This is a genomic window from Natronococcus amylolyticus DSM 10524 (assembly GCF_000337675.1).
GTDB lineage: Archaea > Halobacteriota > Halobacteria > Halobacteriales > Natrialbaceae > Natronococcus > Natronococcus amylolyticus.
This window is the reverse complement of record NZ_AOIB01000037.1, coordinates 128,263-149,656: the sequence shown is the minus strand read 5'-3', so window position 1 is coordinate 149,656 and position 21,394 is coordinate 128,263. Positions and strand designations below refer to the sequence as shown.

General features: G+C 65.7%; 19 protein-coding genes and 1 pseudogene. 9 read left to right on the top strand and 11 right to left on the bottom strand.

Annotation, left to right across the window (positions count from 1 at the left end; all coding sequences use genetic code 11):
- A pseudogene (locus C491_RS23535) lies at window positions 1–216 on the bottom strand (universal stress protein); the annotation flags it as partial.
- 123 nt (window positions 217–339) lie between these two features.
- Between C491_RS23535 and C491_RS19240 the strand changes: the two are divergent.
- Complete coding sequence (locus tag C491_RS19240; RefSeq protein WP_005559402.1) at window positions 340–1,086, top strand: sugar phosphate isomerase/epimerase family protein; 747 nt, start codon at window positions 340–342, stop codon at window positions 1,084–1,086.
- Window positions 1,087–1,157: 71 nt separating this feature from the next.
- Window positions 1,158–1,568, top strand: coding sequence for a hypothetical protein (locus tag C491_RS19235; RefSeq protein WP_005559400.1), 411 nt, complete (start codon window positions 1,158–1,160; stop codon window positions 1,566–1,568).
- Here the strand turns inward: C491_RS19235 and C491_RS19230 are convergent.
- Entirely contained in the window at window positions 1,565–2,008 is a 444-nt protein-coding gene (locus tag C491_RS19230; RefSeq protein ID WP_005559398.1) for a universal stress protein, read from the bottom strand. The two genes, C491_RS19235 and C491_RS19230, sit on opposite strands and share 4 nt — an antisense overlap.
- An 84-nt stretch (window positions 2,009–2,092) precedes the next feature.
- A complete protein-coding gene (locus tag C491_RS19225) occupies window positions 2,093–3,655 on the bottom strand; it encodes an ABC1 kinase family protein (RefSeq protein WP_005559396.1) in 1,563 nt (520 codons plus the stop codon).
- A 184-nt stretch (window positions 3,656–3,839) separates the two neighbouring features.
- Between C491_RS19225 and C491_RS19220 the strand changes: the two genes are divergently transcribed.
- From C491_RS19220 to C491_RS19200, 4 genes are all read left to right on the top strand, one after another.
- The gene (locus C491_RS19220) at window positions 3,840–4,289 is read left to right on the top strand and encodes a universal stress protein (RefSeq protein ID WP_005559394.1); all 450 of its coding nucleotides are present in this window, start codon (window positions 3,840–3,842) and stop codon (window positions 4,287–4,289) included.
- 87 nt (window positions 4,290–4,376) lie between these two features.
- Window positions 4,377–11,264 carry a GAF domain-containing protein gene (locus C491_RS19215; RefSeq protein ID WP_083909394.1) on the top strand — a complete coding sequence of 2,296 codons (6,888 nt, stop codon included), beginning with the start codon at window positions 4,377–4,379 and terminating at the stop codon, window positions 11,262–11,264.
- 504 nt (window positions 11,265–11,768) lie between these two features.
- Window positions 11,769–12,107 (top strand): DUF7344 domain-containing protein, encoded by a 339-nt coding sequence (locus tag C491_RS19205; RefSeq protein WP_005559389.1) that lies wholly within the window; start codon window positions 11,769–11,771, stop codon window positions 12,105–12,107.
- A gap of 317 nt (window positions 12,108–12,424) precedes the next feature.
- A complete protein-coding gene (locus C491_RS19200) occupies window positions 12,425–13,531 on the top strand; it encodes an aminotransferase class V-fold PLP-dependent enzyme (RefSeq protein WP_005559387.1) in 1,107 nt (368 codons plus the stop codon).
- Window positions 13,532–13,534: 3 nt separating this feature from the next.
- Here the strand turns inward: C491_RS19200 and C491_RS19195 are convergent, their stop codons facing one another.
- The 3 genes from C491_RS19195 to C491_RS19185 all read right to left on the bottom strand — a co-directional run bounded on the left by C491_RS19195 (window position 13,535) and on the right by C491_RS19185 (window position 15,398).
- On the bottom strand, window positions 13,535–13,975 hold the full coding sequence (locus C491_RS19195; protein WP_005559385.1) for a universal stress protein: 441 nt from the start codon (window positions 13,973–13,975) through the stop codon (window positions 13,535–13,537).
- Window positions 13,976–14,062: 87 nt separating this feature from the next.
- On the bottom strand, window positions 14,063–14,947 hold the full coding sequence (locus tag C491_RS19190; RefSeq protein WP_049892377.1) for a universal stress protein: 885 nt from the start codon (window positions 14,945–14,947) through the stop codon (window positions 14,063–14,065).
- Between the two features lie 13 nt (window positions 14,948–14,960).
- Window positions 14,961–15,398 (bottom strand): universal stress protein, encoded by a 438-nt coding sequence (locus tag C491_RS19185; protein WP_005559381.1) that lies wholly within the window; start codon window positions 15,396–15,398, stop codon window positions 14,961–14,963.
- A gap of 186 nt (window positions 15,399–15,584) precedes the next feature.
- Between C491_RS19185 and C491_RS19180 the strand changes: the two genes are divergently transcribed.
- Window positions 15,585–16,016, top strand: a complete 432-nt coding sequence (locus C491_RS19180; RefSeq protein ID WP_049892368.1) for a universal stress protein — start codon at window positions 15,585–15,587, stop codon at window positions 16,014–16,016.
- A 39-nt stretch (window positions 16,017–16,055) separates the two neighbouring features.
- On the opposite strand, the gene C491_RS19175 is transcribed toward C491_RS19180, so the two are convergent.
- Window positions 16,056–16,511 (bottom strand): pyridoxamine 5'-phosphate oxidase family protein, encoded by a 456-nt coding sequence (locus C491_RS19175; RefSeq protein ID WP_005559377.1) that lies wholly within the window; start codon window positions 16,509–16,511, stop codon window positions 16,056–16,058.
- A gap of 111 nt (window positions 16,512–16,622) precedes the next feature.
- On the opposite strand from C491_RS19175, the gene C491_RS19170 reads away from it, so the two are divergent.
- Window positions 16,623–17,108, top strand: coding sequence for a universal stress protein (locus C491_RS19170; protein WP_005559375.1), 486 nt, complete (start codon window positions 16,623–16,625; stop codon window positions 17,106–17,108).
- Here C491_RS19170 and C491_RS19165 read toward each other — a convergent pair.
- Complete coding sequence (locus C491_RS19165) at window positions 17,093–17,935, bottom strand: universal stress protein (RefSeq protein WP_005559373.1); 843 nt, start codon at window positions 17,933–17,935, stop codon at window positions 17,093–17,095. The genes C491_RS19170 and C491_RS19165 overlap by 16 nt on opposite strands.
- A gap of 42 nt (window positions 17,936–17,977) precedes the next feature.
- Complete coding sequence (locus C491_RS19160; RefSeq protein WP_005559372.1) at window positions 17,978–18,847, bottom strand: universal stress protein; 870 nt, start codon at window positions 18,845–18,847, stop codon at window positions 17,978–17,980.
- Window positions 18,848–18,955: 108 nt separating this feature from the next.
- On the opposite strand from C491_RS19160, the gene C491_RS19155 reads away from it, so the two are divergent.
- Window positions 18,956–20,323, top strand: coding sequence for a nicotinate phosphoribosyltransferase (locus C491_RS19155; RefSeq protein ID WP_005559370.1), 1,368 nt, complete (start codon window positions 18,956–18,958; stop codon window positions 20,321–20,323).
- Window positions 20,324–20,441: 118 nt separating this feature from the next.
- On the opposite strand, the gene C491_RS19150 is transcribed toward C491_RS19155, so the two are convergent.
- Both C491_RS19150 and C491_RS19145 read right to left on the bottom strand, forming a co-directional pair.
- On the bottom strand, window positions 20,442–20,714 hold the full coding sequence (locus tag C491_RS19150; RefSeq protein WP_005559368.1) for a hypothetical protein: 273 nt from the start codon (window positions 20,712–20,714) through the stop codon (window positions 20,442–20,444).
- A 132-nt stretch (window positions 20,715–20,846) separates the two neighbouring features.
- Window positions 20,847–21,326, bottom strand: coding sequence for a hypothetical protein (locus C491_RS19145; protein ID WP_005559366.1), 480 nt, complete (start codon window positions 21,324–21,326; stop codon window positions 20,847–20,849).
- Window positions 21,327–21,394: the final 68 nt, after the last annotated feature.

Here is a 21,394-nt window from a genome sequence, read left to right as displayed (position 1 = left end):
GGCACGGTCGGTCGCGCGCTCAAGAACCTGCTCTCCCCGCTCCTGTGCGCGCTCGGCGGTCGGTTCGGACGATCCGACGGTCGCCGTGTGATCGTGTGCGGGGTCGGCGACGAACAGCGCGGTCGGCGACGCGTCCGGAAACGATGCGAGGCAGTACTCCAGACCGGCGAACCCCCGGTCCGATCCGTCGACGGGGACGAGGACGTCGTATGACATGGTAGTGGTGAAGACGGGCGTGGGCCCGCTGGAGCCCGTCTCCCACGTCCGCGGGTATAAAACGACGGTCGGAGACGGTCGCCGCGCCAGCGGAACTATGGGGCCGGCGGTCCCTGATCCGATATGGAGCTCGGCCTCACCGTCGGCGACTCGCTCGAGCGCGCCGACCGAACGATCGACGGCTTCGACCTGCTCGAGCTGTCGATCGGCGAAGGAGCGGATCCGAACGCGATCGACACCGACCGCCTCGAGGGGATTCTCGAGCGGGAAGACGCCGACCTCTGTGTCCACCTGCCGTTCAAACAGGTCGTCGTGACGCCTGTCAACGGGATCAACGACGCGATCCTCGACTACCAGCGGGAGTTACTCGAGTGGGCGGGATCCGTCGGCGCCGAGAAGGCGGTTCTCCACGGGACGGCCCGGAACCCACACGACACGGACCTCCGGCCGGTGTTCGCCGAGCAGCTTGCGGCCATCGCAGACGCCGGCGCCGACGCGGGCGTCGAACTCGTCGTCGAGAACGTCGGCCACCAGAAGCGCGGCCTGCCGCTGTCGGTGCTCGGCGATCTGGCCCGCGAGACCGACACCGCGGTCTGTTTCGACGTCGGTCACGCCTACATGGAGGACGGCAACGACGGAGTCAAGCGCTTCCTCTCGGGGTACGGCGACCTCGTCAGCCACCTGCACGTCCACGACGCCCGCAGTCGGGGCGACACCCACCTCCCGCTGGGGGCCGGCGAGATCGACTACGGGATCGTCGCCGATCGACTTGAGGGGTTCGACGACACCGTCGCGGTCGAGGTCTTCACCGACGACGTCCCGCTACTGTGCGACACCGCCGAGCGAGTTCGGGGACACCTCGAGGGCTAGTCGGGTCGCACTCGAGCCTGCGGCGGAGACTGAGCGGTAGTTTGAACAGTTCAGGGGCAGAACAGTCGGTGATGGATTCATCGAGCGACTCGAGTGCCCTCCTCTTGCTCGCCGGAAGCCTGCTCGCGGTCGCGTTCGTTTACGGCGTGTTGGTACCGAGCGACGTCCTCGGCGGCGACGGCTCGCAGGCAGTACTGTACGTCGTCGTCGGCTGGGTGCCGTTCACGCTCGTCTTCTACGCGCTCGGACGCGGGTTCTCCTCGCCGGAGGCGCTACCGAGCATGCGCAGCGCCGACGCCGGCCTCGCGCTCGTGCTCGTCTTGCTCCTGCTCAGCCTCGGTCTCGAGGCCTGGGGGATCTCGCCCGAACAGCTGCCGGAGGCGTACGTCCTCCAGGCGATCGGGATCTTCCTCGGCCTCGCGCTGTTCGGCTGGGGGATCGGCCGTCGCTCGCGGGCGATCGGCGAGCGAACGGATAATTAGTCGGCGTCTCCGTTCTCACCGACGACGAGCACGTCGATATCGCCTTCCCTGGCGACCCCGTCGGTGACGCTGCCGAGCATCATCCGGCTAACCTCGCCCCGACCCCGAGAGCCCATGACGGCTACCTCTGCGTCGACCTCGTCGGCGTAGTCGAGAAGCTCCCGGACCGGGACGCCCTCGCGGATCTCGGTCTCGACCTCGAGGCTGCGCTCCCGGGCTCGCTCGGCGAGCCGACCGACGAACTCCTCGGCTCGCTCGGCGAACGCGTCGGCGGCGCTGGCGTCGTCGCCGGGGAGCCGAACGGAACCCAGCGGTCCCTGCTCGACGACACAGACGACGTGGACTGCGGCGTCGGTCGTCTCTGCGAGGTCGAACGCCCGTTCGGCGGCGTCCTCGGCGTACTCGCTGCCATCAGTGGGAACCAGAATCCGATCGTACATGTCCGTCCGTTCTCCCGCGGACTGGATAAGTCCGGGTGGCCTCGGCGAGCACCGAGAGCCGCGAGCGAGCCGTCGACCCGGGGCTCACCGCCGTGCCCGAACGTACTGGACGAGCGCGGCGACCGCGGCGAGCAGCGACGGGAGCTCGTAGGGTTGGGCGTGCAGCGTCAACACTGCTGTCGCGACGAACAGCGCGCCCGCGAGGACGGCGTACCCGACCGCGGGATCGCTCCCGCTGGGCGGATCGACGGGGTCGGTCCTGACGACGAGTTCGCCCCGCTCGAGCTGTCCGAAGACGGAATCGAACCGGGCTGGCGCTCGCGCGAGGACGGGCGCCGACTCCCGCAGGTCGGTTCGAGTCTCCGCGAGCAGCGCCTCGAGTTCGCTCTCGATGAACCCGTGGTCGACGAGAAACGACCGCGTCGCCCCGAGGAAGTCGAACTCGGGGTCGAGGCTCCGACAGACCCCCTCGCCGACGGTGCCGACCCTGACGAGCAACATCACGTTCGGCGGGATCCGGAACGGAAAGTCCTGCAGCATCGACAGCAGCTCCGTGATGATCGCCCGCCAGGTGATCTCCGAGCGCCCCTCGAGGTTCTCGATCACCAGCTCGAGGACGCGACGAACCGCGACCCGGTCGACGGTCGGCTCGAGCACCTCGAGTGCGACGAGCGTGTTCAGCAGGCCGTCGACGTCCCGTCGGACGAGCGTGCGGTAGAGGCTGGCGATGTCCTCCTGCTCCTGGGGGGTGAGCCGCTGGCTCATCCCGTAGTCGTAGATGACGAGTCGCCCGTCGCCGGTTATCGCGAGGTTTCCGGGGTGCGGATCGGCGTGGAACACGCCGTCGACCAGCCCCATCTTCAGGTAGGTCCGGGCGATCAGGGTGGCCATCTCGGTCGGATCGGTGTCGGCCGCAGCGAGGGCGTCCTCGTCGGTGATCTTCCGTCCCTCGACGTACTCCATGGCAATCAGCCGCTCGGAACACAGTTCGTCGTACGTGTCGGGAACGACGACCCGATCGTCGTCGGCGAGGTTGTCGCCGATCTCGTCCATGATCGCGGCCTCGCGCTCGAAATCCAGCTCCTTGAGGATGATCGCCTCGAAGTCGTCGGCGACGTTCTCGAGCGAGTAGCGCTGGCGCTCGTCAGCGAACATCGCGAGCAGCGGCACGATCCCCCTGATGACCCGCAGGTCGCGCTCGATCATCGAGACCAGCTCCGGTCGGCGGACCTTCAGCGCGATCCGCTCGCCCTCGTACACGGCGGTGTAGACGAACGCGAGCGAGCCGCCCGCGACGGGCTCGACCGTCTCGAGGTCGAGGTCGTCGCCCAGCTCCGCCTCGAGGATGGTCATCGGGTCCCCGCCCGTGTTCTCGGGAACCTCGTCCTGCAAGCTCGAAAAGACCTCGACGTACGTCGGGGGGACGACGTCCGGACGCGTCGACAGCACCTGGCCGACCTTGATGAACGCGGGGCCGAGATCGAGCATCGTTTCGGTGAGCCGTTCGGCCCGTTCGCGGTGGACGGCCGTCGACACCCGCCGGGGCGGACCGAACAGGAGAAACCGCCGCTGGTCCCTGAGCAGCGCGATCGCGACGGGAAGGAATCGAAGCAACACCTGGGCGTACCGCAGGTAGTAGCCGATCATCGCTCGAGCGAGGTCCCGCTGCCAACCGTCTCCCTGTCCATACGCCGGCTTCGAAGTCCGGCTACAAATACATCAGTGGCCTGGCAACCCGGCCGCCCCTTCCGCGCGGATTCGTGCTTTCGTCCCTTCCAGCGTACTGGGACTCGTCGCCGGAAATATGGTGTCGGCCCGCCTCCCCTCGAGTATGTACGATCGACTCCTGTTGCCGACTGACATGAGCGCCGGAATCGAGGACGCGATCGATCACGCGATCGACGCGGCCGAACGGTACGACGCCGAGCTACACGTCCTCTACGTCGTCGACACCGACGCCTACAGCTCCTACCCCGGCGACGAGTACGTCCACGAACTCGAGGGCTTAGAGAGCGCCCTCGAGCAGGCCGGCACCGACGCCGTCGAGGCGATCGCCGACGAAGCCGAAGCGGCCGGGCTCGAGACGACCGAGGTCGTCCGTCACGGCGTCCCCCACGAGGAGATCCTCCGATACGGCGACGAGGCCGACATCGGCCTCACGGTGGTCGGCTCGAAGAACCGCTCGGGCGAGTACCGACGGCTGCTCGGAAGTGTTGCCGAACGGGTCGTAAACCTGTCCGAACGGCCGGTGACGGTCGTCAAGTCTCCAGTCGACGAGTAGCGGGCTGCCCTCTCCCAGTAGCCGAGAGCGCAGTATCGGTATTTCTGTTGACCGCATCCTTTTGCCTGTCAGGAGCCAGCTAGTTCTATGGCCCCGTCCACACCATCCGCGGACACCGTCCGGCGGATGTTTGACCACCTCGGCCCGCCCGGGACTCCCTTCACGACGCCGGAGATCGCCGCGGAGTTCGACTGTTCCGACCGAACGGTCTACAACCGACTCGACGCGCTCGTCGAAGCGGGTGCCATCGAGACGAAGAAGGTCGGTGCCAACAGCCGCGTGTGGTGGAAACCCGTCCGTGACGACCGCCGAGTGACCGAGAACGGCGGCTCGACCACGAATCCACGATCACAGCACGCCGAGCAGTCGTCGCTTTTCCATTCGAGGGGAGAGATGGCCGAACGCATCCGGGAGTTCGACTGGGGCGAGACGCCCGTCGGTCCGATAGTCGACTGGCCGCCGCAGCTACGGGTCGCCGTCGACATCATGCTCGGTGCGAACGAGGCGATCGGCATCTACTGGGGAGACGACCTCCGGTTACTGTACAACGACGCGGCAGTCGAGCGGATCGGCGAGAAACACCCCGATGCACTCGGCCAACCCGCCCGGGACGTGTTTCCGGAAGCCTGGGACGAATTCGGGTCGTTCCACGAGCAGGTGATGGCGGGCGAGGGACCCGTTCAAAGGGAAGCTCAGTACCTCCCGATAGAGCGCGATGGGACGATAGAAGACGTCTGGTGGGATTCGACGTTCAACCCGATTCCCGGCGAAGACGGCTCGGTCGGTGGGGTCTTCAATATCTCGTTCGACGTCACCGAGCGCTTGCAGGCCGAGCGGAAACTCCGGAAACGCGAGCAAGAGACCAGACAGCGCTACCGACAGCTCTTCGAATCGATCACCGAGGGGTTCTGTATCGTCGACGTAATTTTCGACGGGGACGACCCGGTCGACTATCGTATCGTCGAAGCCAACGAGACGTTCACAGGACTGACGGACGCCGAGGGACGGACAATCAACGAGATGGGGGCAGCGCTCGAGGGGTACTGGTACGAGCGCTACGGAGAGGTCGCCCGCACCGGCGAGTCGATGCGATTCGAAGAGCACGTCGACGCCTGGGGGAAGTGGTTCGACGTCTTCGCGTTCCCCGTCGGTGACGGAGACAGCAACGAGGTTGGTATTCTCTTTGACGATATCACCGAGCGAAAGCGGCAGGAAACCGCACTGCGTGAGAGCGAGAGCAAACTCGCAGCCGAACTGGAGGCGACGCGCAGGCTAGGAGAGTTCAGCACCGAACTGATCGGCGAGGACGACGTCGCGGCGCTGTCCGAACGCGTGCTCGACTCCGCGCTCGAACTCGTGGACGCCGACTTCGCAAGCGTGCAACTCTACGACCCCGACCGGAACGATCTCGAGCTCGTCGCGAACCGCGGATTCTCCGAGGAGGCAGAATCGGCGTGGAACAGGGTCACCCCCGAGCACGGAACCACGTGTGGTGAGGCGTTCCGGACCGGCGAGCGCGTCATCCTGTCTGACGTCGAGACGGACAACGACATCGCGGAGGCGGAGGAGCTGGAGAACTACCGCCAGACCGGGATTCGGTCGATGCAGACGACGCCGCTCGTCTCACGGAGCGGGGAGGTGCTCGGGATGTTCTCGACGCACTGGGAGACGCCAACCGAGCCGTCCGAGCGTGAATTGGCGCATCTGGATATCCTGGCACGGCAGGCTGCCGATCTCATCGAGCGCCAGCAGACTGTAGACGCGCTTCGCGAGAGCCAGGAGCGACTGGATTCGTTCGTGACTGCGACCTCGGAGGTCGTCTACCGCCAGAGTCCAGACTGGTCGGAACTGTACCACCTGGATGGCAAGGGTTTCATCGTCGATACGGATGAGCCGCGGGAGCGATGGCTGGAGGAGTACACCCCACCGGAGGAGAAAGAACGAGTGATGGCGGCCGTCGAGGAGGCCATCGAAACGGAGAGCCAGTTCGACCTCGAACACCAGGTCCGACGAGTGGACGGAAGCCGTGGCTGGATCCACTCACGGGCGGTGCCGGTGCGTTCCGACGACGGCGAGATCACCGAGTGGTTCGGGACGGCCACAGACATCACCAAGCGTAAAGAGGCTGAGCGAAAACTCCAGCAACAAGCCGAACTGGATGCCTTCCGCATCGACCTTGCCGACGCGATTCGCTCACTCACCGATCCCGTCGCGGTTCAGCAGGAGGCAGCCCGCGTTCTTGGCGAGCAATTGAACGTCGCGCGAGCAAACTATTGCGAAGTTCTCTCCGAGGATGGCCGGGTGATCGTTCACAGCGAATACCTCCACGGCGACACTCCGGCCGCTCTCGGTGAGCACCACCTCGACGACTTCGGCCAGCACCTCCTCGAGTCGCTCCAAGCAGGTGAGTCAGTGGTGGTAGACGACCTGCGGACCGATTCACAGTTCACCGAGGAACAACGCACCTCATATCTGAAATACGACATTCGATCGTTGCTGATCGCGCCGATACTCAAAGGGGGTCAATGCACAGCATACGTTGTCGTCAACGGATCGACGCCTCGTGAGTGGACCGACGCCGAGATCGAGATGGTCGAAGAGACGGCAGACCGCACCTGGAACGCAGTCCAGCGGGCACAGGCGGAACAAGCGTTGCGCGAGAGCGAGGAGAAGCACCGGATGCTGTTCGAGTCGATCGACGAGGGGTTCATGACCATGAACGTCATCTTCGACGAAGACGACGAGGCTGTCGATTTCCAATTCCTCGAGACGAATTCGGCGTTCGAGGAGATAACCGGCTACGTCGATGTGGAGGGCGAACGAATGCGGGACCTCGAGCCCGACTACGACGAACACGACGAACAACGGTTCGAAAAGTACGGACGTATCGCGCAGACGGGCGAACCCGAGCGATTCACGGACCAGGCCAGGTACCTGGACGGCCGATGGTTCGACGTCTTCGCGTTCCGCATCGGAGAGCCAGAAGAACGGACGGTGGCAGTTCTTTTCTCCGACATCACCGAGCAGAAGCAGCGCGAGGAACGGCAAGATTTCCTGCTCCAGTTCAGCGATGCGCTGCGGGCGCAACCCGATGCCGAGTCGATCAAAGACCAGGCCGTCGAGATGATCGCCGAGCAGCTGGATCTTGACCGCTGTTACATCAGCAAGGTATCCGAGGAGGAGGGAGTTGCTCGAGTCGGCCCGGAGCAGATTCGCTCGGACCTGCAGCCGATGTCCGGTATATTCCAACTTTCGAACTACCCGGAGGTGATGCGACAGCTCGCTACGCAGACGATTCAGATCGCGAACGTGGCTGACGACCCGCGCTTTTCGGATTCGGAGAACGAGTTGCTGGCCGGGCTGAACATCGTCGCCCTGCTGTCCGTTCCGCTACGGGAGGGAGAACGCGACGTCATCTGGGCGCTCACGGGCACCACGGCTACGCCACGCCAATGGACCGACAGCGAGCGGATATTACTGGAGGACGCCGCCGAGAGGACATGGCAGGCCGTCGAACGGGCCAGGACCGAGGAGAAAATCCGCGAGAGCGAGAAAAAGTTTCGCACCCTGGCCGAGACCGCGCCGGCACTGATCTGGCAAAATGACGAGCACGGCGAAAATCAATTCGTTAATCAAGAGTTTCTGGATTTCACCGGCATGAGCGAGGAAGCGATTCGCGGCGAGGGGTGGCACACGCTCGTGCACCCGGACGAACGGGACGCGTATGTGGCCGACTATCAGGCGGCAGTTGCCGAGCAGCGGGCGTGGTCCAACCAAAACCGCCTCCGACGCCATGACGGCGAGTGGCGCTGGTTCGACAACCACGCCCAACCGCTCTTCGGTACCGACGGTGGCTATCAGGGTCATGTCGGGGTAACGATGGAGATCACCGAACACAAGCAGGCCGAGGAGCGTCAGGCCTATCTGCTCGAACTGAACGACGCGCTCCGCCCGCTCACCGATCCGGCTGCAATTCAGGAGGAGGCGTGTCGCGTTCTAGGCGAACACCTCGACGTCAAACGGGCGCAGTACGGCAAACTCGATCTCGACCGAGAGCTCATCGATATCACGCGAGACTACTATCGGGGCGGACAAGACGTCAACGAGCTCCCAAGTCTCGTGGGGGAATTCGACTTCGACGACTTTCCGGCTCACGCAGAGGCGTGGCTCGACCGTCGCTCGCTCGCGGTAAACGACGCGGAACGCGATCCCGCGTTGAGCGAGAGTGAACGCGCCGGCATGCACCAACGCGAGGTTCGCGCCACGCTGTCGACGCCGCTGGTCAAGAACAACGAGCCGATGGTGGTCATGGCGGTGACCAGTTCTGTGCCCCGGAAGTGGACGGAGGAAGATATCGCGTTGCTCGAAGAAACGGCGGATCGTACCTGGAACGCAGTCCAGCGGGCACAGGCCGAACAAGCGCTGCGCGAGAGCGAGGAAAAGTACCGCACCCTGTTCGAATCGATCGACGAGGGCTTTTGCGTCGTGGAGATAGTTCGCGACGAAAACGATCGTCCGGTCGATATGCGGTATCTCGAGCACAATGACGCTTTCGAGCGCCAGACCGGTCTGGACGATGCGGTCGGAAAGACTCACGCCGATCTGGGCCTCGAAACCGACCGGAACTGGTTCGAGAAATACGGAGAGGTGGCTCGGACTGGCGTCGCAACTCGTTTCGAGCGCTATCACGAGCCGACGCAGCGATGGTACAACGTTTTCGTCTCGCAGATCGATACTCACCACGACCGTGTAGCACTTGTATTCGATGACGTCACCGAGCGCAAGCAACGAGAGCGACGCGATCAGTTCATGCTCGACCTCAACGACGAGATACGCACCCTCACAGACGAAGAGGCGGTCGGAGAGGTGTGTACGGAGCTGCTCGCCGAGGAGATGGGGCTCGACAGAGCCTATCTCGTGCGGTTCGATTCCGAGGCGGAAGAGGCACTGGTCGGGCCGGAGTATCACAGCGACGGCCTCGAGCCGGTGAGTGGACTGTATCCGTTTTCGTCCTTCCCGGACGCGGTCCAGCAGATCCAGACTGAAACGCCCGTCTACGACGACGTTGCGAACGATTCGTCGCTCCACGAGGCGGAACGGCAGGCGCTCCTCGAGCTCGATTTCGGTGCCTGGATCGGTGCGCCGATTCGGGGGGAGAACGTCGACTTGGCGTTGTACGCGGTGTACAGCGACCCGCACGACTGGACGGAGTTCGAACTCTCGCTGGTCGAAGAAACAGCAGACCGCACCTGGACGGCGGTGGAGCGCGCCCGCGCCGAACAGGCGCTGAAAACGTCCAACGAGTCGCTCGAGCGACTCAACGACGTGGGCCGCAAGCTGATAGATGCCGACCCGGAGGCGATCATCGACCGCATGGCCGAACTCACCGTCGACGTCCTCGACGTCGAGTACGCGGCGCTCTGGCAGTACGACGAGCAGACTGGCACGCTCGACGTGGTGTCCGAACACGCAGAATCCGAGACGGACCTCGATGGGATTGGTCCCTCGGAAGTATCCCACGAGCGCGTCTGGGAGACGTTCATCGGCGACGAAATCGACGTCGACGTCGCGATCGACATCGCCGACGACGGATCGTGGCCGTCCCGACTGGGGAGTCGAGCGTTCGTTCCGCTGGGTCGCCACGGCGTCGTCTTCGTTGGCTCCGGTCACGCAGAGGCGTTCGACGAGTGGCGCCTCGATCTCCTCGAGATGGTCGCCTCGACCGTCGAGACCGCGTGGGACCGCGCCGAGAGTGAGCGAGCACTGGAACAGCGCAACGAAGAACTGACCCGTCTCGACCGGCTGAATATCCTCATCCGGCGGACCGACCAGGGACTCGTCGACGCCGAGACCGTCGAGAGGATCGACGAGATGGTCTGTGGGCGCCTCGCCGACTCGGCGCTCTACGAGTTTGCGTGGCTCGGCGAGTACGATGCGGATGCCGACGACGTACTCCCGCGAGCGTGGGCGGGTGTCGACAGCGTCTCGGTAGAAGACCTCACCGTCGCACCCAACGGGTCACCTTCGCAGACGAGCCCGTTCGCCGCCGCGGTGCGGAGCGGCGAGATGCAGGTCGTCGCCGACATCGCTACGGACGCGCGGGCGGCCCCGTGGCGCGAGGCCGCGCTCGGCCTCGGGGCGCGCTCGTGTCTCGCCATCCCGCTCGCATACGACGACTCCGTCTACGGGGTTGTCGTCGTCTACGGAGGACAGCCACAACCCGACGAGCGTGACCTCGACGTCCTCTCGGAACTCGGACGAACGGTCGGCCACGCGATACACGCCGTCGAGACCAGACGGACGTCCCGGACGGAGAGCGTCGTCGAACTCACCCTCCAGACCACGACGGCTGACACCCCACTCGTTCGCCTCGCACAGGCGCTGGACTGCGTGCTCGAGTTCGAGGGCCTGGTGCCGGGCGCAGACGGTGAGACGACCATCTTCTTCACCGCGCAAGACGTCGACCCCGACGAGGTGGCCGCCGCCGCCGAGCGGTCACTCGCATTCGAGGAACTGATACCGCTGGTCGAACGCGATGAGGGGCATCGATTCAAGGCACAGGTAACCGACGAATCGCTCGCCGCAGGATTCCTCGAAGCGGGCGCGTCGATCAGGTCGCTGACCATGGATGCGGGAACGGCGACCGCCGTCGTAGCGGCGCCGGGATCGACGGACGTCCGCGGGTTCATCGAGGAATTTAAGCAGGATCTTCCCGACCTCGATCTCCTCGCTCGTCGATCACGGCAACCGTCGCCCGACATAGCACAGCAGCTCCAGACGGCGTTCGAGGACCGCCTGACGCCTCGTCAGCGGGAAACCCTTCAACTGGCCTACCGGAGCGGATACTTCGAGTCACCCCGCGTGCAGACGGGCCAAGACCTCTCCGAGGCGCTGGACCTCTCCCAGTCGACGTTCAACCATCATCTCAGGGCTGCAGAACGTCGCGTCTTCGAAGCGGTGTTCGATAGCGTCTGAGTCGCGTCGGCGCGTTTCGACTACCACGCGTCTCAGTATTTCGATTGAGTCATACTATCCCGATCACCTGTAATTTCGTCTCACCCGTCGGTAGACGGCGAACTCGAGGTTGATGGACGCGACGGCGGAAGAGAACGAGCGATCGTTCTCCGCGAGTATCGAAATGATTCGACGCCACATCGGGAACGTCGCAATATTCCGCAGCCGACTTTTCGTCGCTATCCGCCCGACGGAAGGTACGAACGCGTGGAACAGCGAAGAGGACGGTTCGGACGAATACGAATCGGCGGTCTCGTCTCCTGGCGCGCCCGAGCCAACCAATCTCCCCGAAGCGCTCAGTGTGTTGCGTCACCGGACCAACCGTCGCATCCTGTCTCACCTCCTCCAGCAAGACGAGGAGCTCCCGGTCGAACGGCTCGCGACACGCATCGCCGAAGAGCAGGCACTACCCGCGACCGACGGCGTCGTAAAAAGTGCGGAACGAAACGACGAGGATACCGGACCATGACTGCCGACGGCCCGAAGCACTCGGTATCGCTGGATGCAACCCTGGACATTCTGTCGAACAGGTATCGTCGGCGTCTGCTCGTCGCGTTGCTAGAGCACAATCCACAAGACGACGACCCACAGATCCCTGCGGCCCTCACCTTCACAGACGAGGATCTAGAGACGCTCAGGATCCACATGACACACACGCACCTTCCAAAGCTGGAGAAGGCAGAATTGATCGAATGGGACCGAGATACCAATACGATTCGAACGGGCCCTCGATTCGACGAGATCCGGCCGCTGCTGGAGCTGATGGAGAACCATGCTAACGAACTTCCCGACGACTGGCTGTGACTGAAGTGAGCTACCGGCGGGTGCAGGATTGTACTTTTGCGCACCGTACTCTGTATTGCTAAACTGATGAGTGAGCGCTGTCTCTGCAGCGGGACTGTCTCAACACCATCGGTAGCTAATCGATGTACCAGCGCTCCGTTCGCACTCGCTACCTGACGGACCGGCGATTCGGATTACGGCCCGAGCTGAACAACGAAATCGCACTACCGGCTACCGCTATCCACGGTCACTCGAGGGCGAGCCGCGAGACCCCCTCATCTCTCTCGCTCGGCCGCCGAGCCGAACGCTTAGGAGCCGTCGACCCGACGATTCGGCATATGGATTACGAACGGCTCAGGGACGAAATTCCGGCCCTCGAGCGCGCCAGCTACTTCAACACGGGCGCGGGCGGCCCCAGCCCGCGGCGGGTCGTCGAGGCCGCCGAGTCGGCACTCCAGTCTCACGAGTACGAGGCGCCCGTCGAGGAGGGGATGTACGTCGCCGCGGGCGAGAGCCACGACGAGACAAAGCCCGCGGTCGCCGACCTGCTGGGGGCGAGCGAGGCCGAGGTCGCGCTCACTCAGAGCACAACGGATGGGATCAACCGCGTCGCCGGCGCCCTCGACTGGGACGCCGACGACGTCGTCGTCCGCACGGACCTCGAGCACGCCGCGGGAATCCTCCCCTGGCGCCGCCTCGAGCGCGAGTACGGCGTCGAGGTGCACGTCCTCGAGACCGAGAACGGACGGGTCGACCTCGACGACGTCAAGACCGCCCTCGAGGGCGCGACGCTGTTCGAGTTCAGCTCGATCACCTGGACCCACGGCACCCGGCTCCCGGTCCGCGAACTGGTCGACATCGCCCACGACGCCGGTGCCGCGGTGTTGCTCGACGCCGTCCAGTCGCCCGGCCAGACCCCCGTCGACGTCAGCGAGTGGGGCGCCGACTTCGTCGTCGGTGCGGGCCACAAGTGGCTGCTGGGTCCCTTCGGCGCCGGCTTCCTCTACGTTCGGGAGGGCGTCGAAGCCGACTACGCGCCGAGCGCGATCGGCTACCGCAGCGTCGTCGACCCGAACGCACCCGACTACGAGTACGCGCCCGGCGCTGGCCGATTCGAGGTCGGGACGACGAGTCCCGCGACCGACGCCGGACTCCGGCAGGCCATCGACCTCCATCAGGAACTCGGCGCCGACGCCATCGAGTCGCGCATCGAGACGCTGACCGATCGCCTCAAGGACGGGCTCTCCGACGAGCGCCTGCTGAGCCCGCGATCGTTCGAGTCGGGACTAGTCACCGTCGACGTCGACGACCCCGAGGCGACCGTCGAACGGCTCGCCAGCGAGGATATCGTCGTCCGCTCGCTGCCGTACCCCGACGCGATTCGGATCTCGGTTCACGCGTTCAACACGCGAGACGAGATCGACAAACTGCTCGAGACGCTGTAGCGCTCACTTGACGTCGGGGTCGCGAGCGACGACGACGGGGGTCGGTGACCGACGGACGACGTTCTCTGCAACGCTGCCGAGCAGCACTCTCGAGATCCCCTCGCGGCCGTGACTGCCCACGACGATGGCGTCGTACCCCTCCTCCTCCGCGTAGGCGACGATTTGATCGTCGGGCTTTCCGGAGAGAATCTCGGTCTCGAGATCCCGATCGCGGTCGGCCGCGAGTTCCCGTGCGGGCTCAAGGAGCTCCTCGGCGTACTCGCGGGCCTTCTCGGTGACGGGCGGACTGATGTCGGGACCCTCGAAGGCGCCCCAGTACCCCTCCGGGATCTGGATGACGTGGAGCGCGGTGACGTCGGCGTCGGCGAACGTCTCGAAGGCGAACTCGAGAGCGTAGTCCGCGGGCTCGGAGCCGTCGTACGGGACGAGAATACGATCGCTCATATCGGAGGTATTCCGACGATCCGTATAATTGTATCTCCTGTCCTCAGGATCCCAAACCCGACCACGGAACGAGTCGCCGATCGTCGATCAGCGTCCGAGACGCGACCCGAGCCGGCGCAGCCGGGAGGGGACGGGATCGTGGCGTTTCGCGAGCACGACCGTCCCGGCCGCGTGGCGACCGACCGCCTCGGAGATCGTTCCCAGGAGTTTGCGCTGGACGAGCCCGCCCCGGGAGACGCCGAGCACGGTGAGATCGTGTTCGGTCGTTCGGTCGGTGATCGTCCCCGCGACGTCGTCGGCCTCGAGCAGTTCGCGTTCGACCGACGACACGCCCTCGAAGACCCCCGCAGTCTCGGCGAGGACGGCTCGAGCGGCCTCCCGAGTGAGTTCGGGTTCGTCCGACTCGAGAACGTGTAACAGCGTCGCGTCGGCGTCGTTCGCGCGGGCGACCGAGGCGGCAGCCTCGGCTGCGAACTCGTCATGGGGGCCGCCGACGATCGGGACGAGCACCGACTCGACGTCGTCGGTCGGCGTCTTGATCCGCTTGACGAGGACGTCGCAGCCGGCGTCCCGGAGGACCCTGTCGAGGTGAGAACCTAGAATGACGTCCTGTCGGGGCGGTCGACCGCGCCACCCCAGCAGGACCGCGTCGACGTCGTGCTCGTCGGCCGCGCCGACGATCCCCGTAGCCACGCCGCGGGCCATCCGGATGCGCCTGTCGACGGGGATGCCCCGAGAGGCAACGGACGCCGCGGCCTCCTCGAGCATCGCTTCGGTCTCGTCCTCGAGGAGGTATCGGCGTCCGTCCTGTAGCGACAGCTGCGGGGGGACCTCGAGGACGTACACTAGCAGGATGCGAGCGGAGTGGTCGGTAGCGATGTCGATCGCGGTGTCGAGCTGGCGGTCCGCAGCTTCGGCGTTCGCGACCGGGACGAGCAGGGTTCCGCCGACGTCCGTGGTGTGGTCAGGCATCGTCACGAGTGACTCACCGAACGATCGTTACGGGGACGGGTGCCCGACGTGTCACTGTCTCGGCGACGCTGCCGATGAGGATCCGCGAGATGCCCGAGCGACCGTGGCTGCCGATGACGACGTGGTCGACGTCCTCGGCCTCCGTGTACTCGAGGATCGTCCGGGAGGCGCCGCCGGTCTCGACGGCGGTCTCGAGCTCGGTCGTCTCCAGAACGCCCGCTTCGCGGAGCCGCTCGCGGGCCTCCTCGCAGATCTCCTCGCCGCGTTCGCGTGCGCGGTCGAACGCCACTGGATCGTAGTAGCCGCCCTCGGCGCCCGCGTACGATCCCGCCGAGGGATCGACGACGTGCAGGGCGGTGATCCGACCCCCTTCGTAGTTCTCGGCGGCGTGCTCGAGGGCGGCCCACGAGGGCTCCGATCCGTCCAGCGGGACCAGGATGTGTCGTACCATGCGGGGGGCAATGCGATCCGGATATAAAGCGTTCCGTGATCGTTCTCGGCGACGCGAAACGTCCGACGACGGTTCCCCGAGTCGGGGCCGGAAAGCGCTTCGTTCGCCTGTCCCTACGTGTTCGATGTCGAGATTCTCTTCCGCTGACGAATTACCATTATATGTCTTTTCGGTGTAGATGCGACGATGTTCGACAGGATCCTTGTTCCAGTGGACGGCTCCGAACACTCCCGGCGCGCGCTACAGGTTGCGGCGACCGCGTTCGAGACGAACGAGATCGTCGTTTTGCACGTACTCGATCCCTTCCGCGCCGCCTCGACGACCGAGGAGGCGGTCTGGAACCGCGAGTACATGGACGATCGCGAACGCGAGGCCGAGGCGTTACTCGAGGAGTACGCCGAGTTCGCGGCCGAGTTCGACGTCCCCGTCAGGACGGAACTCGCCCGCGGCTCACCTGCACGGGCGATCGTCGGCGCCGTCGACGACCTCGACGCCGATCACGTCGTCATCGGGAGCCAGGGTCGTTCCGGGATCGGCCGTGTGCTGCTCGGGAGCGTCGCCGAAACCGTCTCGAGGCGGGCGCCCGTCTCGGTAACGATCGTCCGTCCCGAAAAGTAACGGCGAGCGGTTCGCTTCGGTTCGTTCCAGCCCGGACAGTTACGGCTCCGACGGGACCTCCGTGCGCCCCGACAGCGTCTCGGGTGCGAGCTGGAAGTCCCGGAACGTCAGCTCCTCGCGGGGTTGCTCGAACACGTCGACCTCGGGAATCTTGATCCCCCACATCCCCTGGACGGTCGGCGAGTCGTACGACGCCTCCTCGACTGGCTCGAGCCGGCCCGTCGCGACGGCGCTTTTCCAGCCGTCGTCGGTTTCCCCGTAGGTGACGAACGACACCGGGCAGTCGACGAGCTCCGCTTTCCGACTCTCCGGCGGCAGCGAGAGCCGGAAGTAGAACGCCTCGACGTCCGCGTTGTACCCGTAGGAGACGGGTATCGACGGCGGTGCGGTGCCGGTGTCGGTGCCGGTAGCGAAGGAGATGACGCCCGTTCCGCCCCGCCCGAGGAACGCCTCGAGTTCCGACCCGCTCAGCTGGTGCCAGCGTGAGTCGCGCATACTCCGACGAACGGCTCGAGGCCGCAAAACACCTCGCTCCGGAAATGGTGACTGTATTGGCAACGAGAACGCGCCCTCGAGCATTAATACCCGTGCGGTGGTGTGACGGGTATGACGTTCGTCGTCCCGTTCGACGGTTCCGAGCTCGCGGCGGCCGCGCTCGTCCGTGCACTCGAGTACGGACGTGCCCTGGAGGAGGACGTCGTCGCGGTCAGCGTCGTCCCCGAGCGCAACCGCTACGCCAGGGAGAAGGGGTGGATCGCCGACGAGGAGCCGTTCGATCCTGAGCGGATCGTCGCAACCCTGCGAGACCACGTCCGCGAGCTGGCCCCGGAGGCATCGTTCGACGCCGAGCGAATTCGGGAGTTCCCGCCCGAGGATCGACTGGCCACCTACATCGAGCGGCTGGTCCTCGAGCACGACCCGAGCGTCGTCTTCCTCGGCAGCGACAACGTCGGCCGCGTCGTGACGCCGCTGACGAGCGTCGGCGTCCACCTCGCGGCCGAGGACGCCTACGACGTGTTCGTCGTTCGTCACCCCTCGCCGCCGACGGTCGCGGGGATCGATCCCCACGAGTCGTTCTACGAGGAGTCCTGATCGTCGACCGTTCGCACGGTCAACACCGGCACGTCCGCGGACGGAACCACGCGCTGGGAGACGCTGCCGACGACCAGTCGCTCGAGGTTCGATTTGCTCTCGGTTCCCATCACGAGCAGGTCGACGCTGTCGGTGCCCGTGTGCTCGAGGACGACCTCGTGGGCAGGTCCCTGGGCGACCGTTCGGGTCGCCTCGACGCCGCGTTCTGTGGCTCGTTCCGCGACGGCTGCCGTCGTCTTCTCACCGTGTTCCTCGAACCCCTGACGGAGCTCCGGCACCTCTGCATCGAGGTCGACAGCGTACAGCGCGTGGAGCCTGGCGTCGCAGGCCTCGGCCAGCGCTAGGGCGTGTTCGGTTGCAGCCGTCGACCCCGACCAGCCATCGGTCGCAAGCAGCACGTCCTCGATCGACTCCGAGCTCCCGTTCCACGACGCCGTCGGCCCGACCGAGAGGACGGGCCGTTGGACCTCGCGGATCACCTCGAGTGCGACGCTTCCGAGAACTACCTGACGGACGCCCGTCCGTCCGTGAGTCCCGACGACGACCAGATCCGCGTCGATCTCGTCGGCGTACGTCGAGATCTCGCTCGCCGGACGGCCGGTCCGGACGACGGGCTCGGCCTCGCAGCCGGCCCCGCGCGCTTTGCCCGCGAGCGCCTCTACATCCGCTTCGCGATGGTCGCGCTCGGCCGTGCCGCCGCGTTTCCGTTCGGCCACCGCCAGCACGTGGACCGACGCCTCGAGCGCGCGGGCGAGCGAGATACCGACCGTTCCTGCCGTCGCCGCCACGTCGCTCCCGTCGGTCGCGATGAGGACGTCGTCGTACATGGGTCGCGGTACCACGACCAGCGTCTTGAAACACCCACCGCGTCAACGCACGGTCAACACCGGACAGTGCGCACGTCGCAGGACGCGATCGGTGGTGCTTCCCAGCAGGTCGCCCGTGGCTCCGCCTCGTCCCCGCGTTCCCATCGCGATCAGATCGCCCTCGAGCCCGTCGGCGTACTCGAGGAGTTCCTCGTCGGGAACCCCTCGGAGGACGTCGGTCTTCACCGACAGGCCGCGCTCGCGGGCGTCCTCGGCGACCCCCTCGACGGCGTTTTGCCCGCCCTGTTTCAGCAGGCCGACCATACTCCGGGAGGTCTCCTCGAGGTCGTAGCTCGTCGTGTCGACCACGTAGGGAACGTACACGGACGCGCCACAGGCCTCGGCGAACTCGAGGCCGCGCTCGGCGGCGCGTTCGGCGGCGTCGCTGCCGTCGGTGGGGATCACGACCCGGTCGTACGAGATCTCGTCGACGCCCGGTGTGTCGTTCTCGAGTCGAACCGCGATCACGGGACGATCGGCCCGGGCGACCACGCGCTCGGTCGTGCTCCCGAGCCCGACGGACGGACCGTCTCGAGTGCGGGTTCCCATCACGATCAGGTCGACCCCCTCGTTCTCGGCGTACTCGAGGACGAGTTCGTGGGGAGTTCCCTCCCGGACGGCCCGCGTCGTCTCGACGTCGAGCTCCGCCGCGCGTTCCTGAACGCGCGCGGTTGCCTGCCGCCCGCGCTTCTCGGCCCGCCCCCGGAGTTCGTCGCGCGCTTGCTGGTCGAGGCCCACGGGTTCGGCGCCGGTTTCGACGACCGAGAGGACGTGGACCGTCGCGTCGAACCGTCGAGCGAACTCGAGCGTGCGGTCGATTACACCGTCGGCGTCGCCACCGTCGTCGATCGGGAGGAGTATTGTCGAGTACATCTGGATCGTCGCAGGGTACGCGATCGACCCACAAGAAAGGTTGCCGAGCGAGCGACGGGCGTTCCGCCCCGGACTATTTGCTTCGCGGCCGCGTCAGTACCCGCAGTCATGACCGCTCCCAGGTTCGGCCACGTCGGCTCTCGAGACCTCGCGCTGTTTACCGATCGGTACGAGCTGACCATGATGCAGGGGTACCACGATGCGAACCACGACCGGCTCGCGACGTTCTCGGTGTACTTCCGATCGCTGCCGCCGGATCGCGGCTACGCCGTCGCCGCGGGACTCGAGCAGGTGCTGGCGGCCCTCGAGTCGCTCGAGTTCGACGCCGACGCGCTGGCGTTTCTCGCCGATCAGGGGTTCGACGACGCGTTCCTCGCCGAACTGGAGTCGTTCTCGTTCAGCGGCGAGCTCCGCGCGGTTCCGGAGGGGACGCTCGTCTTCCCGAACGAATCCCTCCTCGAGGTGACGGCGCCGATCCTCGAGGCCCAACTGCTCGAGACGCTGGTGCTCAATCAGGTCGGCTACCAGACGCTCGTGGCGACGAAGGCCGCGCGGATGGCCGACGTCGTCGCCCGCCACGGCAACGGCCAGACGCTGGTCGACTTCGGCTCCCGGCGGGCCCACGGCGTCGACGCGGGGCTCAAGGCCGCCAGGGCCGCCTACGTCGGCGGGTTCGACGGCAGTTCGAACCTGCTGGCCGGCGAACGGTTCGGGGTGCCGACCTACGGAACGATGGCCCACTCGTGGGTCCAGAGTTTCGAGACCGAACGGGCGTCGTTCGAGGCGTTCGCCGACAGCTACGGCGACGACGCGATCTACCTCGTCGACACCTACGACACGGTCCGGGGAGCCGAACGCGCGGTCGCCGTCGCCGACGAGCGCGGCGTCCGGCTGGGCGGCGTCCGCCTCGACTCGGGAAATCTGATCGCGCTCTCGAAGGCGGTCGACGACGTCGTCGGCGACGCCGGCATCGTCGTTTCCTCGAGCGTCGACGAGTTCTTTCTCCGGGAGTTTTTCGACGCGGGCGGCGTCGCGACCGCGTTCGGTCCCGGGACGGCGCTGACGACGAGCGGGGACGCCCCCAGCAGCGGCGTCGTCTACAAGCTCACCGCGGTCGAACGGGACGGCGAACTCGAGCCGAGCATGAAGCTCTCGCCGGGGAAGGTGACCTACCCGGGACAGAAGCAGACCTATCGCGTCGAACGAGACGGCTCGTTCGTTCGGGACGTCCTCGCGACACGCGGGGAGTCGATCGACGGTCGGCCGCTGCTCGAGACGGTCGTCGAGGACGGCTCGCTCGTCGCCAACCTGCCCACCCTCTCCGACGTCCGCGAGCGAACCCGGAGTCAACTCGAGCGTCTCCCCGAGCGCCACCGTCGGGTCTCCGAGCCCGACGCCTACGAGGTCCGGATCAGCGACGGGCTCGAGCGCCTCAGGCGGCAGACGGAACGAAAGATCGAGGACCGCGAACGGTGAGGGTGAACGTACGACGAAATCCGACGCAACCAGTCGGTAATCGGTCAATTCAGTATGGGATATGTTACATACATATGTGTGTAAGGATCGCCTATCGGATTCCGGTTAGTCGCCGCGGTTAGCGACGGATATCCGGATCGATTGCTCGAACCGGTAACCGAACGGTATCGTCCCGTTGGCTACCGATCGGCTGATCGGCTGGTCGTCGGCGCGGATCGGTCTCGGAAAGCGGCGGGTGGACGAAGAGCGCGTCGCAGACGAACGCCATCGCGGTCAGCGCCCCGAACAACACTCCAAAATGGAACGCGATCGGGGTGAGCAGACCGACCAGTACGCCGCCCACCAGACAGACGACGATGCTGCCGAGGAGTTCGTCGTAATAGTCGGCCATCGGTGCTCACCTCGTCTAGGGAAACGGGATGCTAGGTGATAACAGTCACTATAGGTTCTCATCGGGCGGGAACGGGAAGTCAAGTTTCGGTCCCCCTCGAGACCGCCGTCGATCGGCTCGAGGCGACGTCGGCTACTCCGTTTCGATCTCGATGTCGCCGACCTGCGTCGATTCGTGGTACGCACAGATGTACGTCGTCATCTCCTCGGTTGCAGTGACGCCCTCGAGTGTCGTCTCCTCGCCCTCCTCTTCGACGTCGTCGCTCTGGTAGTCGTCGACGATCTCGCCGTCCTCGTCTCGAATCTCCAGGTTGTGGAGGATCCCGTCGGCGTTGACCCACCTGAAGTCGTACTCCTGGCCCTCGACGAGGGTGATCGTCGGGTTGTCCTCGCCGCCGATGAACTCCGGCTCGAGCCCGGTCCAGGCCTCGACCCGTCCCTCGAAGGCGAACTCGTCGACGTCCCCCCAGTCCTCGTCGGCCGTCTCCTCCTCCGGTTCTGCGTTCTCATCATCGGTCGGCTCCTCCTCGCCGTCGTTTCCACAGCCCGCGAGGAACGCGACGGTCGACGCGCCCGCGAGTCGTAACAGGTCCCTCCGTGCGGTCTCAGTCATCGGATCGTCGCTACACCGAAGGGTGTAGTAAACTCCGTTCACGACGGCGATGATAGTCGCGAGCGATC